General features: G+C 59.0%; 15 protein-coding genes. 8 read left to right on the top strand and 7 right to left on the bottom strand.

Going from position 1 to position 15,342, the window contains the following annotated elements; all coding sequences use genetic code 11:
* Nucleotides 1–66: 66 nt before the first annotated feature.
* Entirely contained in the window at nucleotides 67–1,161 is a 1,095-nt protein-coding gene (locus GVL50_RS27470) for a PLP-dependent cysteine synthase family protein (protein WP_159815723.1), read from the bottom strand.
* Nucleotides 1,162–1,411: 250 nt separating this feature from the next.
* Here GVL50_RS27470 and nhaA point away from each other — a divergent pair, with 250 nt between their 5' ends.
* The 6 genes from nhaA to GVL50_RS27500 all read left to right on the top strand — a co-directional run bounded on the left by nhaA (nucleotide 1,412) and on the right by GVL50_RS27500 (nucleotide 5,666).
* Entirely contained in the window at nucleotides 1,412–2,599 is a 1,188-nt protein-coding gene (gene nhaA / locus GVL50_RS27475) for a Na+/H+ antiporter NhaA (RefSeq protein ID WP_159815724.1), read from the top strand.
* A gap of 124 nt (nucleotides 2,600–2,723) precedes the next feature.
* A complete protein-coding gene (locus GVL50_RS27480; RefSeq protein WP_159815725.1) occupies nucleotides 2,724–2,993 on the top strand; it encodes a hypothetical protein in 270 nt (89 codons plus the stop codon).
* Entirely contained in the window at nucleotides 2,990–3,730 is a 741-nt protein-coding gene (locus GVL50_RS27485; RefSeq protein WP_159815726.1) for a zeta toxin family protein, read from the top strand. Before GVL50_RS27480 ends, GVL50_RS27485 begins: the two co-directional genes overlap by 4 nt.
* 185 nt (nucleotides 3,731–3,915) lie before the next feature.
* Nucleotides 3,916–5,139 (top strand): colicin E3/pyocin S6 family cytotoxin, encoded by a 1,224-nt coding sequence (locus tag GVL50_RS27490; protein WP_159815727.1) that lies wholly within the window; start codon nucleotides 3,916–3,918, stop codon nucleotides 5,137–5,139.
* Between the two features lie 7 nt (nucleotides 5,140–5,146).
* A complete protein-coding gene (locus GVL50_RS27495; RefSeq protein ID WP_159815728.1) occupies nucleotides 5,147–5,392 on the top strand; it encodes a colicin E3-like toxin immunity protein in 246 nt (81 codons plus the stop codon).
* 25 nt (nucleotides 5,393–5,417) lie between these two features.
* Nucleotides 5,418–5,666, top strand: coding sequence for a pyocin S6 family toxin immunity protein (locus GVL50_RS27500; RefSeq protein ID WP_159815734.1), 249 nt, complete (start codon nucleotides 5,418–5,420; stop codon nucleotides 5,664–5,666).
* A 76-nt stretch (nucleotides 5,667–5,742) separates the two neighbouring features.
* Here the strand turns inward: GVL50_RS27500 and GVL50_RS27505 are convergent, their stop codons facing one another.
* Nucleotides 5,743–6,207 carry a glycine zipper 2TM domain-containing protein gene (locus GVL50_RS27505; protein WP_007918566.1) on the bottom strand — a complete coding sequence of 155 codons (465 nt, stop codon included), beginning with the start codon at nucleotides 6,205–6,207 and terminating at the stop codon, nucleotides 5,743–5,745.
* A gap of 177 nt (nucleotides 6,208–6,384) precedes the next feature.
* Here GVL50_RS27505 and GVL50_RS27510 point away from each other — a divergent pair, with 177 nt between their 5' ends.
* A complete protein-coding gene (locus GVL50_RS27510) occupies nucleotides 6,385–6,621 on the top strand; it encodes a hypothetical protein (RefSeq protein ID WP_159815729.1) in 237 nt (78 codons plus the stop codon).
* 5 nt (nucleotides 6,622–6,626) lie between these two features.
* On the opposite strand, the gene pdxH is transcribed toward GVL50_RS27510, so the two are convergent.
* The 5 genes from pdxH to dinG form a co-directional block, all read right to left on the bottom strand.
* On the bottom strand, nucleotides 6,627–7,274 hold the full coding sequence (gene pdxH / locus GVL50_RS27515) for a pyridoxamine 5'-phosphate oxidase (protein WP_159815730.1): 648 nt from the start codon (nucleotides 7,272–7,274) through the stop codon (nucleotides 6,627–6,629).
* A 23-nt stretch (nucleotides 7,275–7,297) separates the two neighbouring features.
* Nucleotides 7,298–8,401, bottom strand: a complete 1,104-nt coding sequence (locus tag GVL50_RS27520) for an OmpA family protein (RefSeq protein WP_053117810.1) — start codon at nucleotides 8,399–8,401, stop codon at nucleotides 7,298–7,300.
* Between the two features lie 113 nt (nucleotides 8,402–8,514).
* The gene (locus GVL50_RS27525) at nucleotides 8,515–9,660 is read right to left on the bottom strand and encodes a serine hydrolase domain-containing protein (protein WP_159815731.1); all 1,146 of its coding nucleotides are present in this window, start codon (nucleotides 9,658–9,660) and stop codon (nucleotides 8,515–8,517) included.
* 209 nt (nucleotides 9,661–9,869) lie between these two features.
* A complete protein-coding gene (locus tag GVL50_RS27530; RefSeq protein ID WP_159815732.1) occupies nucleotides 9,870–12,341 on the bottom strand; it encodes a beta-galactosidase in 2,472 nt (823 codons plus the stop codon).
* Nucleotides 12,342–12,436: 95 nt separating this feature from the next.
* Complete coding sequence (gene dinG, locus GVL50_RS27535) at nucleotides 12,437–14,581, bottom strand: ATP-dependent DNA helicase DinG (protein WP_008085357.1); 2,145 nt, start codon at nucleotides 14,579–14,581, stop codon at nucleotides 12,437–12,439.
* A 99-nt stretch (nucleotides 14,582–14,680) separates the two neighbouring features.
* On the opposite strand from dinG, the gene GVL50_RS27540 reads away from it, so the two are divergent.
* Nucleotides 14,681–15,139 carry a CopD family protein gene (locus tag GVL50_RS27540; RefSeq protein ID WP_159815733.1) on the top strand — a complete coding sequence of 153 codons (459 nt, stop codon included), beginning with the start codon at nucleotides 14,681–14,683 and terminating at the stop codon, nucleotides 15,137–15,139.
* The last annotated feature ends 203 nt before the right edge of the window (nucleotides 15,140–15,342 follow it).

The raw sequence follows: 15,342 nt of genomic DNA on the forward strand, positions 1-15,342 counted from the left end.
ATACATGTATCGCCTGAAACACTGCTTTCGCGAGCAAGCCCGCTCCCACATTTGGTTTTCGGTGTGTCAGATGTTGGCGCGTTGCACTGAAGTCGGCAGCGGTTCACCGCGCTCGGCACTCGCCGCCACGACGTCGATTAAATCGGCCAACTCGTAACCCTGCATCTTCAGCCAATCCTGATCGTAATACGTGTCGGCATACCGCTCGCCGCCATCGCACAGAATCGCCACGATCGACCCCGACTCCCCCGCCGCTTTCATCTGCTGCGCCGCCATCAACGCGCCGATCAGATTGGTGCCGCTCGACCCACCAACATGCCGGCCCAGACGCTGCGCCAGATAATGCATGGCCGCCAGCGACAAGGCGTCCGGCACTTTGACCATCGCATCGATCACCTTCGGCAGGAACGACGCTTCCACCCGTGGCCGGCCAATGCCTTCAATCCGCGAGCCGCAATCCAGACGCAAAGTCGCGTCGCCAGTCTGGTAGTAATCGAAGAACACTGAACGCTCGGCATCGGCGCACAACACGCGGGTGCAATGCTGGCGATAGCGCACGTAACGGCCGAGGGTCGCGGTGGTGCCGCCGGTGCCGGGGCTGGAAATCAGCCAGCTCGGTTCCGGGTGCGTCTCGAAACGCATCTGCTGGAAGATCGATTCAGCGATGTTGTTGTTCGCGCGCCAGTCGGTGGCGCGCTCGGCGTAGGTGAACTGGTCGATGAAGTGACCATCGTGTTCTCGGGCCAGACGCTCGGATTCGGCGTAGATCTGCGTCGGATCTTTTACCAGATGGCTTTTGCCGCCATAGAACTCGATCTGGGCGATTTTTTCTTTCGAGGTGGTCGCCGGCATCACTGCAATAAACGGCAGACCGAGCATCCGCGCGAAATACGCTTCGGAAATCGCCGTCGAACCGCTCGACGCTTCAATCACCGGCGCGCCGGGTTTGAGCCAGCCGTTACACAGTGCATAAAGGAACAACGAACGGGCCAGGCGATGTTTGAGGCTGCCGGTCGGATGACTGGATTCATCCTTGAAGTACAGCTCGATGCCCGGAAAACCCGGCAGCGGCAAGGGGATCAGATGGGTGTCGGCGCTGCGCTGGAAGTCCGCTTCGATGATGCGGATGGCTTCGCGGGCCCACTGTCGGTTGTCGCTCATGGTCTGTGTTCTCTTGAATCGGGCAGGAGATTGGCCTCCTGAAAAGGTTCGTACGTCAGATTAGGATTAATCCTATATTCCGCACAGATACAGCTGAGTCTCAATATGTCAGGCAACTGCTAGGCTCACCGTGGCTTGAGCCAGATAGCCTGTAACGACATATAACAAAAAAGAATATAACTTTTGTTTTAACAACTAACAGTACGGGTTAGGGTGTTCCACCTTTTTGACGATTCGATGGAGAGCGACCTTGCCTCTGCGTAGCACTTTCACGCGTTTCTTTCAGTTGGAAGCTGCCAGCGGTCTGTTATTGATCGCCGCGGCCATCCTGGCTCTGATTATCAACAACTCGCCACTGTCGTGGCTGTACACCGGCCTGCTCGACACCCCCGTGGTGGCGCAGATCGGTGCGTTGAAAATCGCTAAACCCCTGCTGCTGTGGATCAATGACGGTCTGATGGCGATGTTTTTCCTGCTCATCGGCCTGGAGGTGAAACGCGAGGTACTCGACGGTCAGCTGTCGAAGCCGTCGCAAATCGTCCTGCCCGGCGCCGCAGCCATCGGCGGCATGCTGGTGCCGGCGCTGATCTACTGGTTCCTCAACCGCGACAACCCTGCGGCCCTCAGCGGCTGGGCGATCCCGACCGCCACCGACATCGCCTTCGCCCTCGGCGTACTGGCCCTGCTCGGCAAGCGTGTACCGGTATCGTTAAAGCTTTTCCTGATGACCTTGGCGATCATCGATGACCTCGGCGCCATCGTCATCATCGCGATCTTCTACTCTGGCGAACTGTCGACCCTGTCGCTGGGCCTCGCGGCGGCGTGCATTGCGTCGCTGGTGGCGATGAATCGACTCGGGGTGGTCAAGCTCGGGCCGTACATGATCATCGGTCTGATCCTCTGGGTCTGCGTGCTCAAAAGCGGTGTCCACGCGACGCTGGCCGGCGTGACCCTGGCCTTCTGCATCCCGCTGCGCACGAAAAACGCCGAGCCGTCGCCACTGCTGACCCTCGAACATGCGCTACATCCGTGGGTCGCCTACGGCATCCTGCCGCTGTTCGCTTTCGCCAACGCCGGCCTGTCGCTGAGCGGCGTCACCGTTGAAAGCTTCACCCACGACGTACCGATGGGCATTGCGGTCGGCCTGCTGCTCGGTAAAACCGTCGGCGTCTTCGGCCTCACCTGGCTGGCCGTCAAAGTCGGCATCGCCGCCCTGCCGCAAGGCGCCAACTGGGGCCAAGTCATGGGCGTAGCGATCCTCTGCGGGATCGGCTTCACCATGAGCCTGTTCGTTGGCTCGCTGGCCTTTGAACCGGGCGTGAGCGACTACGCCGGGATGGATCGAATGGGCATTCTGACCGGCTCGATTCTGGCGGCGCTGATTGGTTATGCGGTGACGGCGGCGGCGAGTCGAAAGAACACCTTACAAAACGCCTGAGATACATCTTTCTACAAAAATCAGAGCCCCTCTCTTATAGAGGGGCTTGGCTCTAAACCTTGCAAGTGTGCTATATCTTTCGTTGCCGCAGCACCTTTTCAGCAGCGCCTTTCTGGAGTCATCCATGTCACGTAAAGCAGAAAAACGCCCAATGACGGACGATCAGATTTCCGTCCAGGAATCGCGGATTCCAGATATCGCTCTGAAGGCCTTCAACAACGCCTATAAGATGGCGCTCGCCAATGGCGCAGTGGTGCTCGTCGCTAAAGACGGCCAGTTGTTTGAAGTGACTGAGAAAACTTCCGTTGCACTGCGCTCAATCGGTACCTATGGAAATCTGAAAAGCGGCACTCGCCTGCACATCAACAAATCTTCAAAACAGGTCACTTCTTGAGCACACCCAGAATACGGATATTTGCGGGCCCGAACGGCTCAGGAAAAAGTACTTTCAATCGACTGGTTCCCGCGCATTTGCTGGGAAACTACATAAATCCTGATGACATAGAACGGGCAATCAAAGATACCGGCTATTTTGATTTCACCTCCTACCGCATCGAGGCTCACAAGGAAGGCATTTTCGACTTCTTCCGTGAGCATGCCCTACTCAGGAAATCCCCTCATTCGTTGGCAAAGCTCGATACCCTTACGATTGATGGCGAACGCCTAAGCTTCTTCAATACGGAAATCGACTCCTATGTCGCATCCGCCCTCTCCGACTTCATACGTAGATCGCTGATCAAGGAACGCATCAGTTTCACATTCGAAACAGTCATGTCCTCCTCAGACAAAGTCAGCCTGCTCGCCGAAGCCCATCAGTCTGGCTATCGAGTTTACGTTTACTACGTCGCTACCGCTGATCCTCAGATCAACATTGCCAGGGTTGCCTATCGTGTGTCCCAAGGCGGACACAGCGTTCCTCCCGAAAAAATAGAAGCGCGATACTGGCGCTCTCTTGAGCTTTTATCTGAAGCTATCCTTACCTCAAATCGGGCCTATATATTCGACAACTCGGATGAAGGTAGTGAAGGCTTGACGCAAATAGCAGAGATCACTGATGGCGAGCTGATTGAAATCAAATCAGACACCCAACCACCTTGGTTCAAAGAGTTCGTGCTCGACAAATTACTTTAGGTCGGTAGAACAGGCTTCTCTGTGGACTCATGGCTCTAAACATCTTCAGATCAGTACCACACTGATACACAGCGACTAATCCCCACGTCTTTAGAGACGCGTCCTACAGCCACAAATTTCCCGCTTCGTTAACGTTGCGCAGGCCCTTGCGAGGGGCTGCCGATGGATGAACGAAAGGACGATCAGTGGCTGGCAATAAGGACATTCCCCGGGTTTCCAACCCACCGCAAGGCGACGGGCATCACGTTACCTACCGCTATATGACGGCCAGTGAACTGGCTGACCGCGACGCCAGACAAAATGCTTACGACGCCATGCTGGCCCGGCAGGAGGCTTTCGAGCGTGGTCGGGAAGTGGCGGCGAAAAAGGACGATGTCGTTCGGGCCGGCTGCGTATTCGCCAAGTCCTGCAAATTGCCGGATGCGATCATCGACTACACCAATCCTTCGGGGATGGTGCCGACTGACAGTCTGAAGGATTACGGTGAGCTGATTTTGCTGGGCGCGCGTGAGACTGATGACAGCGGCGGCGTCCCACTCAAGAAAATCGGTGCAACCGCCATTCCGGCCGGGTTTGGCAGTCTAGCGTTGGCGGGGTCGGTATTTGAAGCCCTGCCCACGGTGGTATCCAGTGCGGCCGTTGCGCCTTTGGTGGGTTTGGTCGCGCTGTTCATGCCATCGAGTCTTGGCGACAGTGCGTTGTATACCGATGAGCAGTTGCGCGGACTTGAGCAGGCGCGAACTCGCGTTCGGCTGAGAATCGAACAACAGGCCGACGGCAGTCTGAAAGGTTACGGTTTCTACACCGGCAAGAATCGCGATTGGGAAATGGTTGATGTCGTGCAGTTCACCGCGCGCGGCAGTCAGTTTATTGCGGATCTTGGTGAAGGCGTCGAACTGATCTGGACGCCTGCTGTGGATGGCTCCGACATTCTCGGTATTCCGGCGCTGGAGGCTGCACCGCAAGCGCCGCATATCTGGGTGTATCCACCGACGAAAGCGGCGGATGGGATTCTGGTTAATCCGGTTTATCCGCCGGAGTACCGGGATTTCATTTTGGTTTTTCCGGTGGGTTCGGGGGTAAAACCGTTATACGTTGTACTGAACACAGCACGCAAAGGCTTGGCACCTGCTGGCCATAGCTACCATAAACCGCCAACTACAGAGCAAATCACCGCGTTTCCAGACTTGAAAAAAGTTAAAGACAAGAATCCAGTTCAGGGCGGAGGTGGACTTCGTAAGCGCTGGACAGATGCCAAAGGCAAGAGAATTTACGAATGGGACTCAAGGCATGGTGAGTTAGAAATGTACCAAAGCGATGGAGCTCACTTAGGAGCCTTCGATCCCTACACAGGTGAGCAACGCGAAGGGCCTAGAAAAGAAAGAAGCATTAAAAAAAGATATCTGTGAGGAAGAGATGGGACTGCAACTGAGAATGGAGTGGTATGACACAGCAACCCTACAACTTCAGGGCGAAGAGTCGTCAAAAAATCTTGGGGATGATGAATCAGTATTGAATGCCTTGGGCATTCCGGTGGAGGGCAACATCAATAATGGCAGCTTCAATGTTATCGAAAAGTGGGTTGCTACCATTCAGCCGTACTTTCAACATCAAATCACCCTGAGTACCAACGACTATCAAATTTCGTTTGACTACAGTTAATAGCGAAAACAGGCTGATTGACCGTGTGCGCTACCTTTCGATCACCGGCCTCTTTCCTGATGAAGTCCAAGATAATTCAGTGCAATTTGAGCTAGATATCGCCGGTAGCGAGATGAATGAGAAAGTCGCACAACTCATTGAATCCAAGCCTCTGAGTGAGCTGGAGCCCGGCGAGTTGTTATTAAGCAAAGATCAAGTAGCTGCGCTGGAAACTCTTCTCAACGTGAGTTTCCCGAGGGGCTTGGAGTTCTTCATGGGCACATGTGCTGATTAGTGACTCTCCAAACTGAAAGCATAAAAAACCCCGACCAGTCACCTGATCGGGGTTTTCTTCAACGACTCGCTATCGCTTAGTGCGAAACGCGGCTTGTCCCGCCAACAGTCGAAATCCGTACCCGCTCGCCAACGCGGAATACTTCGTTCTCCTGAACCTGCTGCACGTAGGCGCGCATGCTGCCGTCGTCTTCACGTACGGTGATTTCCACACCCTGAGTACGGGTCAAACCTTCTTCCGTCGCCGAACCAATCAAACCACCCGCCACCGCACCGATGACTGCGGCGACGATGCTGCCCTTGCCGCCGCCAATGGCGCTGCCGCCGACGCCGCCGACTGCTGCACCGGCGAGGCCGCCGATCGGGGTTTTGGTGCCTTCGATTTTGACCGGGCGCAGGGATTCGATGGTGCCCATGCGAATCGTCTGCACGCGACGCGCTTCGTCACGGGAGTAGGAGTCACCGGTCAGGCTCGATTGGCAGCCGGTAAGCAACATCGCCATCGTGGAAAAGGAAGCAACCAGCAGAACAGACTTACGCATAGCATCAACTCCAAAAGAACATATATTCATTAAACTCCGCTGCTTGTCGCCTGTCACGGCGCAGCCCGGACAAATTTGCTTTCATTCAGGCGAGGTACAGACGCCTGCACGTTTCCTTCTAGAGCCCTACAGTAGCGCCAAATTACGGATCCTGCGCCACCGCCCCCAAGGATTTTCATGGATTACTTCATCATAGTCGTCACCACTATCGCCGGGCTGTACTTCCACGGGTGGCTGTACGTGCGGATCAAACGCTGGATGGATCGCGACCTCGCGCTGTCGCTGGCCGGCAAGGATGAAGGTAAACGCGCCTACATGCTCGAGCAACTGGCGAGCGCTCGGGCGCAGAAGATCAAGCGCCGCGATCTGCCGCAGTGGCTCAATGCCGCTGCGGCAAGCTATCTCGCTCGGTAGACTGCTTAAGGTGCCAGACGTTCAACAGACCATTGGCCGGTCTGCAGACGGTAGTTGAGGCGATCGTGCAGACGGCTCGGACGGCCCTGCCAGAATTCGATGCGCTCAGGCAGCAAGCGGTAACCGCCCCAGTGTTGCGGGCAATCTGGCTGGCTGTCGGAGAAACGTTGTTCAGTCGCTCTAAGCAGGTCTTCCAGCTCACCACGGCCGTTGATCACCCGGCTTTGCGGCGACGCCCAGGCACCGAGGCGACTGCCCAGCGGACGCACTTGATAATACGCATCGGACTCTTCAGGCGTGACCTTCACGACGCGCCCTTCAATGCGCACCTGGCGCTCAAGGGTCGGCCAGAAGAACGTCATGGCGGCAAACGGATTCGCCGCCAGATGCTGGCCCTTGGCACTTTCGTAATTGGTGAAGAAGGTAAAGCCCTGCGCGTCCAGGCCCTTGAGCAGCAGAATGCGGCAATGCGGACGGCCGTCCGCATCAACCGTGGCCAGGGTCATGGCGTTGGCTTCCACCGGTGCCTGCTCGGTTTTCACCGCGTCGGCGAACCACTGGTGGAACAGCGCAAACGGCTCGGCCGGGGCTTGCGCCTCGGACAAACCATCCCGGGTGTAATCACGACGCATATCTGCCAGAGCCTGGGTCATGGCGCATTCCTTTCGTTAGCGAATCACTTTTTGGTGGTATCGGTCGCCGCGACTTTCTTGTCGGTGGTCGACGCTTTGGCTGGCGTGGTTTTCTTCGCCGGTGCCTTGGCCGGGGCTTTTTTCGCAGGCGCTTTGGCAGCGGCTTTCTTCGCCGGGGCTTTTTTGGTGGCCGGTACAGCGGCTTTCTTCGCGGCCGGAGCCGGAGTTACCGGTTTGGCCACTGGCTTGACGTCTTGCGCCGCCACCATGGTGACGGGTTTCGGTGCTGGCATGTTGTACTTGCTCAGCAGGGCAACCATGGTGTTTTGCGGAGTGACCAGCATCTCGACGCGACGGTTCAGGGCGCGACCTTCAACGCTGTCGTTGGCCGCACGCGGTGCTTCGGAACCCATGCCGCGCAGCATCAGACGATCACGCTGCAAACCGCTGAGGCGGAAAATCGCCGCGATGGCTTGTGCACGTTCCTGGCTCAGCTTGACGTTGGCTGGCGCGGAACCGCTGGTGTCGCTGTGACCGAGTACCAGCACAGCGGTTTTCGGATCGGCTTCGAGGATTTTAGCCACGCGAGTGAACGGGCCAAGGGTGACTGGCAACAGCATGGCCGGGCGATCCGGGTTGAACGAACCTTCTACCGGTGCGGTAACGACCAAGACGTTTTCACGGCGCTCGAGTTGCAGGTTGCTGTCCTTGACCGCTTCGCGCAGGCGCGGCTCGTAATCGTCGAGCCAGGCCTGGGTCACTTTCGGATCTGGCATCGGCACGGCTTTAGGGGTTTGATCGTCCTTGGCGCCGAACGGCCACCACCATTTAGCGCCCGAATCGGCATCAGCCTTGGCCACGGCGACCGGTTTTTTCGCTTCAGGCGCGACTTCGGCTTTCATGTCAGCTTTGACGGCTTCGTCATCGGAACCGAACGGCCAGTACCAAGGGTTGCTGCTTTCAGACTTGGCAACCGGCGCGGTTGCGGCAGGTTTCAACGGGGCTGGAGCAGGCTCTTTGGCCGCGACTTTGTCGGAGGAACCGAAAGGCCACCAGGTGCTGGCGCCTTCCGCATCGTTCTTTGGGGTCTGTGCGCAACCGGTGATCGCTACACACAGGGCCAGGGCGAGGGTCTTTTTAGATGACATTGAAAATCCACAAAATAAAGTAATGAAAAATCAGAGCACTTTCGCCCGGATAAACTGTCGCTTTGAATCGAAAAATTGCACGAGGTTCCGATGCAGAGACCTCGGGTGTTGCTTTATAGACAAGTGGCAAGTACCCGCGCGAGCTTCTGCGCGCGCGGATCCATCAAAACGTAAGGCCCAAGGGTATTTGTCACAAAACCAAACGCGACATCGTGCTCAGGGTCAGCAAAACCGATCGATCCGCCCGCGCCCGGATGGCCGAACGCCCGTGGGCCGAGGCCGTAGGTGGCGTTAGGCACATCGGGTTGGTCGAGCATGCAGCCCAGACCAAAACGGGTGCGGGTCAGCAGGGTTTTATCTTCGCCGAGGCTGTGTTCGCGGGTCAGCTCTTCGAGCATGTCGCTTTCCAGCAGGCTGCCGTCGAGCAACCCGGCATAGAAGCCGGCGAGGCTGCGCGCATTGCCGTGACCATTGGCCGCCGGTTGCTGCATGCGTCGCCATTCCGGTTTGTTGGTGCTGGTGAGCACCGACGGCGGATTGGTAAAGGCGCGGGTGCTCATGGCGGTCGGTTCACGCATGGTCACTTGCAGCAGACGTTGCGCGGCGGCATCGCCGGGATTGCCTTTGCCGCGCGCAATGTGCGCGACACGGTGGAATTCTTCGTCAGCCAGGCCAACGTGGAAATCCAGCCCCAACGGCTTGGCGACCCGGGCAACAATCGATTCGCCCGGGCCGCGATCGTCGGCACGTCGCAGCAATTCGCCGATCAGCCAGCCATAAGTGATTGCCGCGTAACCGTGGCCAGTACCCGGCGTCCACCATGGCGTTTCCGCCGCGAGGGCGTCGACCATGGTTTGCCAGTCGTACAGGGCTTCCGGCGCCAGCAATTCACGCAGCGCCGGCAGACCGGCCTGGTGGCAGAGCAATTGGCGCAGGGTGATGGATTCTTTGCCGGCGGCGGCAAATTCCGGCCAGTAGCGGGCGACCGGCACATCGAGTTGCAACTTGCCTTCGGCGACCAGTTGCAGCGCGGTGACGGCAGTGAAGGTTTTGGTGCAGGAGAACAGGTTGGCGATGGTGTCGCTGTGCCAGGCTTCGGCGCCGTCTTTGTCGGCGGTACCTGACCAGAGGTCGAGGACGGTTTCTCCGCCGACCTGAATGCACAAGGCTGCGCCGCGTTCCTGGGGATCGTCGAACAGCGCGGCAAAAGCATCGCGCACCGCTTCGAATTGAAGTTCGTAATGTCCCTGAATCTGCACCCGCAACTCCCCCGCGAAAACGCTCTACAAAGTGGCCCGCATTGTTCCAGCCCTTGAGGGATTTGGGAACAGCTGCGGGCTAGACGGTTATTTCAGATTTTAGGGTGAGGCGGCAGACGCCTTCGCGAGCAAGCTCTGCTCCTACAAGGGCAGCGCTAATCCGTAGGAGCAAAGCTTGCTCGCGAAGAACGATAACGCGGTATCACGCCTTAATGACCATTCCCCGAATGCCCACCCGCATGCCCTGCCCCCGCGCCTTTGCCGGCCTCGCCTTTGCGGCCACCTTCAGCTTCATGCACCGGGGCTTTCTGCGCCTGCTGACCCAACTGATCCATCGCCTGCAAATTGCTCTTGCGCACGGTTTCAACAAAGCCCTGATACGGCAGATCCGTCACGCCCACCAGACCAAAGTGGCCATTCTCGCCATCGAGCAGACGCCCGGTCACCGGTTGATCCAGATACTGGAACCAATGCACGCCGACGATCGACGGTTCACTCAGCGCCTGTTTGAGGAAATTGGCATATGCCGGCCCGCGATCTTCTTCCTTGCTCAGTTGCGTCACGCCACCCCAGAACGGGCCGCGATCAGCCGAGCCGAAGTTGAATTCGGTGATCAGCACCGGTTTGTCCAACGCCCCCAGCGCGGCAAAGTCATAGCCATCCTGCGGCTTGAGCGTGTACATGTTGAAGCTCAGCACATCGCAATACTGCGCGCAGGACGCCACGGCTTCCGGGGTGCTGGTGGCGAAGCGACCGCCCAACAGCATCTGGTTGGGCGCGTGCCATTTCAGCGAATCGGAGATGGTCTTGAAGTAGGTGTCGGCGAAGACTTTCTGGAAATATTTGAAGTCGGCCTCGATTTCCGGGTGCTCGGGGTTCGGCAATGGCGGCACGAAACCCGGGTCTTCCATCAATTCCCACGCCGGCAGATCAATGCCCCACGCCTTCGACAGGCCCGCCTGATTGCGATACTTGTCGCGCAATTGCTTGAGAAACGCACGTTTGGCCGGCACGTCGGTGGTCATTTTCAACGTACCGTAGGCCAGCGCGTAACGGGATTTCGCATCGTCGCCCGGGCCGGCCCAGGCCAGTTCGTTGTCGGCGTAATAGCCGATCAACCATGGATCGTCGCGGTGATCGCGAGCAGCGATGGCCACGGCACGCTCGGTGGCCATGGCGAAACGCGGGTCGAACGGATCGGGCATGCCGCCCCACCAGTCGCTGCCGGTGCTGATGCTGGTGTAATCGCCGACGATCGACAGCGGCAAGGTGTACGGCACGCGCTCGGCTTCACTCAGCGAATCGGCACTCCAGTTGCCGACCGTGTTGAAGCCCCAGGCTTGCAGGCGATCGAGCGTATGGTTGGCCCACTGCTGCTCATCAATAGTTGCTTTGCACGGCGCGGCAGCCTTTTCAGTGGCCACTTGCATGGTTTCAGTCTTGGCCGCTTCGGCGACGCCTGACTTCGGCTCTGCCGGTACAGCGGCAGGTTCTGCGGCTTTGGCGGCGGCGGTTTCAGTGGCTTCAGCCTTCGCCGCTTCAGCGACGCCGGATTTGCCTGCGCTGTCCGCTTTGCACGGTTCACCGTACACACGCTGCAAGTTGGCGCCATAGAAATCGTACCAGCGCCCGTTGCCGTAGCCTCGACCTTGATCAACACCATTGCCGCCACGGTTGTCGCCTTCACCAAAGTGACTGGCCAACGGCTCATCCGGTTTCGGCAAGGATTCGAACATGAACTCGCGACCTGCCACGTACGTCTGGCTGACGTCGGGGCTGACGGTGTTGACGCCGAGGGAGTAGAACGGATGCCCTTCAGGCGTGACCAGATACCAACGACCGTCACGTTTTTCGGTGCGGAAGAAGCCGCTGGCCTTGAACGCCGGGCCTTTGTTCCAGCCACCAAACTTGTCCAGCGAGGACTTCTCGCGCTCGGCCAGCCAGGTTTTCAGCTGTTGCTGTTCCTTGGCGGCGGCGGATTTCAGTTGTTCGTCGCTGGCGACTTTTTCCGGCCATTTGCTGCGAGTCGATTGCCCGTAAGCGTCGACCAGATTGCCGTACACCGCTTGGCTGACCGACTCGCCGTCCTGCACGCCGAAACGCTCAAGCAGCAAGCTCTGCGCGACTTTCGGCTGATCCATCGACAGGCTCACCGATACCACTTGGCTGCGATCAATCTCACCGCTGCTCGCGGCCAGCAAAATGCGCTGACCGTCGACGGTCATCGGCATCGGCGGCCCGGCTTTCATGCCTTGGCTCAGCGGCGTCGACGCCACCAGCGGCACCAGCAAGGTCTGCGCAGGGCCGGCCGGCAGGTCGACGCGGCTGACCAGTGTACGGCCGTCATTGCTCTGGATTTGCACATAGACCGTCACAGCCCAGTTCATCGCGCTCTGCAAACGCAGGCTCATCATGCCCGACTGCGACCAGTCCCAGGCACCGGTCTGCGGGGTCAGACGCAGGGTCGGACGGGCCACCGGGTTGAACGTCACCCGGCGCAGCACTTCGCCTTCTGCGGTTTGCTCAGCGTTGGCTTGCGGCAGATCGGCGTTTTCGGTGGTGACTTTGACCACGTCCGCCGGGCGGACAAAGTTGAACAGGGTCTGCTGACCGGCAGGCGCTGCCAGTAGAGGGGCAGCGAAGATCAAGGCGAAAACGGCAGGCAGCGAACGGCGGATCATAAGAACGGAGTTCTCCCTAACGACCAATAATGGCCAATGGAAAAGCGATGGCAGAGAGATAGACAACACGGCGGGCAAAACTGCCCACCGATGTCTCAGGATATTTCACGACGGAAGGGCGGCAACGCATTGAGGATCGCCTTGCCGTAGCGCTGGGTGACCAGGCGCCGATCCAGCAAGGTGATGGTGCCGCGATCTTCTTCGGTACGCAGCAGACGACCGCAGGCCTGAACCAGTTTCAGCGAGGCGTCGGGCACCGAGATTTCCATGAACGGATTGCCGCCACGGGCTTCGATCCATTCCGACAGCGCCGCTTCGACCGGATCGTCCGGCACCGAGAACGGGATCTTGGCGATGACCACGTGCTCGCAGTAGGCACCCGGCAAGTCGACGCCTTCGGCAAAACTGGCGAGACCGAACAGCACGCTGGAATCACCGCCATCGACGCGCGCCTTGTGCTTGTTCAGGGTTTCCTGTTTCGACAGGTTGCCTTGAATGAAAACTTGCTTGCGCCAGTCGCGGTCGAGGCCGTCGAACACGTCCTGCATCTGTTTGCGCGAAGAGAACAGCACTAGCGTGCCGCGCGAGCCTTCGACCAGATCCGGCAGATCACGAATGATCGCGGCGGTGTGCGCGGGAGCATCACGCGGATCGGCTTTCAGATCCGGCACCCGCAGCACGCCGGCATCAGCGTGATGGAACGGGCTCGGCACCACGGCGGTGACGGCTTTTTTCGGCAAACCGGCGCGCATGCGGAAGCGGTCGAAAGTGCCCAGCGCGGTCAGGGTTGCGGACGTAACGAGGCAACCGTAGGCGACGTTCCACAGGCTGCGGCGCAAGGTTTCGGCGGCCAGAATCGGGCTGGCGTTGACCTCGATGTCGAACAGCGAACCGCTTTCGGCCAAAGTCAGCCAACGCGCCATCGGCGGGCTGTCTTCCGGGTCTTCGGCGGTGAAGGCTGTCCACAATTCCCAGTTGCCGGATGCACGGGACAACAGGCTGCCGAACAGCGGATACCACTCTTCCGCCTGATTGCTGGCGATACCGATGTTGACCTCACCGTCCATGCCTTCCTTGAGCAGGTCGGTCAGACGGGTGAACAGATCGTTGAGACGCGAGAAGCCTTTCTTCAGCTCGATGCCCATTTCGCGCATGTGCTCGGGAATCACCCCGGCGACGAACCGATGACGCGGGCGCTCACGGCCCTCGACGTCTTCGCCGGGTTTGAAATCGGCGACCTGTTCGCAGGCGCTGAACATGAACTGCTGCTGCGCCTTGATCTCCCGCGCCAGCTCAGGCACTTGCTCGATCAACTTGCCGAGATCGCCCGGCAGCGGATGCTGGGCGAGCAGTTTGGTGAGGTTCTTGGCGGTGGTTTCCAGCCAGTCGGCGGTGGAACGCAGGCGCGTGTAGTGGGCAAAGTGGCCGATAGCCTTGTCCGGCAGGTGGTGACCTTCGTCGAACACGTAAATGGTGTCACGCGGATCGGGAAGCACCGCGCCGCCGCCCAAGGCCAAGTCAGCCAGAACCATGTCGTGGTTGGTGACGATCACGTCGACCTTGCCCATGCCTTCGCGGGCCTTGTAGAAGGCGCACTGGCCGAAGTTCGGGCAATGGCGGTTGGTGCACTGGCTGTGATCGGTGGTCAAGCGCGCCCAATCGGCGTCTTCCAGCGCATTCGGCCAGCTGTCGCGGTCGCCGTCCCATTTATTACCGGCGAGTTTCTCGATCATGCTGGTGAACAGCTTCTGACTGGCCTCATCGACCTCGATCTTGAAGCCTTCTTCTTCGAACAGCTGGGCAGTGGCGGTTTGCGCGTGGCCTTCCTGTAAGAGCATGTCGAGTTTGGACAGGCACATGTAGCGGCCACGGCCCTTGGCCAGGGCGAAAGTGAAATTCAGCCCGCTGTTGCGCATCAGGTCGGGCAAATCCTTGTAGACGATCTGCTCTTGCAGCGCGACGGTCGCCGTGGCGATGACCAGACGCTTGCCGGCGGCTTTCGCCGTGGGGATCGCCGCCATGCTGTAGGCCACGGTCTTGCCGGTACCGGTGCCGGCTTCCACCGCAACAATTGCGGGGTCGCCACTGCGCCGGCCTTCGTCGTCGGTGTCGATATCCCCGAGGACTTTGGCTATTTCAGCGATCATCAGGCGCTGGCCGTAACGCGGCTTGAGGCTCTTGGCTTCAAGAAAACGCGAGTAGGCGCCCTGGATCGTGGTTTTGAGTTCAGTGCTGATCATTGAATGTCGGGCGCAAAAAACGCTGGATAAATTTTCAGTGGTTTGGATCGGCGGCTATCATACCCCGCGAATCGATCCTGCGCAGAACGGAGTAACCCAATGACACTTTTTAGCCTCGTCTACCCCCTACATGTCCTGTCCGCCCTGGTGTGGGTCGGCGGCATGTTTTTCGCCTGGATGGTCTTGCGCCCTGCGGCCGTAAAGGCCCTCGACGGCCCCGCCCGGCTGACCTTGTGGGTGGAAGTGTTTCAAGGTTTTTTCCGCTGGGTGTGGGTCGCGGTGATCCTGTTGCCGATTAGCGGCGTGGGCATGTTGCATCTGCAGCAGGTTGGGTTTGAGACCGCGCCGAAGTACGTGCAGGTGATGATCGGGTTGTACGTGGTGATGACGGCGCTATTTATCCGCATTCAAGGGCTGATGCTGCCGGAATTGCGCACGGCGGTGGACGTCAAGGACTGGCCGGCAGGTGCGGCGGTGCTGGGGCGGATTCGCCGGGTGGTGGGGATTAATTTGATTGTCGGGTTGGTGTTGGTGGCGATTGCGGCGGCGAGGCCGTGATCGTTCCCACGCTCTGCGTGGGAATGCCGCAAGGGACGCTCCGCGTCCAGTGACGCGGAGCGTCACGGGCTGTGTTCCCACGCAGAGCGTGGGAACAATCAGCCATGGATAGCGTGAGTCACCTCGGTCGGCTCCCTCTCCCGCCGGGAGAGGGCTGGGGTGAGGGTCTGCTTTTACAGGCGCTGAACAGTCACAGCCCCCGC

The sequence above is a fragment of the Pseudomonas sp. 18058 genome (assembly GCF_902706155.1).
Lineage (GTDB): Bacteria > Pseudomonadota > Gammaproteobacteria > Pseudomonadales > Pseudomonadaceae > Aquipseudomonas > Aquipseudomonas rustica.

Coding starts and splice junctions, on each gene's coding strand:
- GVL50_RS27470 (WP_159815723.1), bottom strand. CDS start 1,161: ATGAGCGACAACCGACAGTGGGCCCGCGAAGCCATCCGCATCATCGAA.
- GVL50_RS27480 (WP_159815725.1), top strand. CDS start 2,724: ATGTCACGTAAAGCAGAAAAACGCCCAATGACGGACGATCAGATTTCC.
- GVL50_RS27495 (WP_159815728.1), top strand. CDS start 5,147: ATGGGACTGCAACTGAGAATGGAGTGGTATGACACAGCAACCCTACAA.
- GVL50_RS27505 (WP_007918566.1), bottom strand. CDS start 6,207: ATGCGTAAGTCTGTTCTGCTGGTTGCTTCCTTTTCCACGATGGCGATG.
- GVL50_RS27510 (WP_159815729.1), top strand. CDS start 6,385: ATGGATTACTTCATCATAGTCGTCACCACTATCGCCGGGCTGTACTTC.
- pdxH (WP_159815730.1), bottom strand. CDS start 7,274: ATGACCCAGGCTCTGGCAGATATGCGTCGTGATTACACCCGGGATGGT.
- GVL50_RS27520 (WP_053117810.1), bottom strand. CDS start 8,401: ATGTCATCTAAAAAGACCCTCGCCCTGGCCCTGTGTGTAGCGATCACC.
- GVL50_RS27530 (WP_159815732.1), bottom strand. CDS start 12,341: ATGATCCGCCGTTCGCTGCCTGCCGTTTTCGCCTTGATCTTCGCTGCC.
- dinG (WP_008085357.1), bottom strand. CDS start 14,581: ATGATCAGCACTGAACTCAAAACCACGATCCAGGGCGCCTACTCGCGT.
- GVL50_RS27540 (WP_159815733.1), top strand. CDS start 14,681: ATGACACTTTTTAGCCTCGTCTACCCCCTACATGTCCTGTCCGCCCTG.